Below are 415 nucleotides of genomic sequence, written 5' to 3' on the forward strand. Positions count from 1 at the left end.
ATGTAGATCTCCTTCGACGATGTCGCGATCTCCGGTGCGCCGCCGCCACCGGGCAGACGCGTCTTGGGATGGAAATAGTCGCCGATGACGGTGGTGTTGATGTTGCCGAACTTGTCGAGCTGAGCGGCACCGAGGAAACCTTTGGAAATGCGGCCGCCCTGCAACCAGTAGCGGAACATTTCCGGCACCGCGACGGTGGTGACCGCGGTTTCGCACAATTCGCCGTCGCCGATCGACAGCGGCAGCACGTCGGGCGCGGTGCCGATCGTGCCGCTCTCATAGATCAGCGTTATGTCAGGCGCATGCGTCAACCGCGCGACGTTGCAGGCGGCCGACGGCGCGCCGATGCCGACGAAACAGACATCGTCGTTCTTCAACGCACGGCTGGCGGCGATCGTCATCATCTCGTTGGGGG

Annotated in this window: 1 protein-coding gene; it reads right to left on the bottom strand. The window is 63.4% G+C overall.

What is annotated here, in order from left to right:
* On the bottom strand, positions 1 to 415 hold a 415-nt coding region (locus O7A60_RS31815; protein WP_337109599.1), incomplete at both ends, for a CoA-transferase subunit beta.

Source organism: Mesorhizobium salmacidum (SeqCode), assembly GCF_037179605.1.
In the GTDB taxonomy this organism is placed as follows: domain Bacteria; phylum Pseudomonadota; class Alphaproteobacteria; order Rhizobiales; family Rhizobiaceae; genus Mesorhizobium; species Mesorhizobium salmacidum.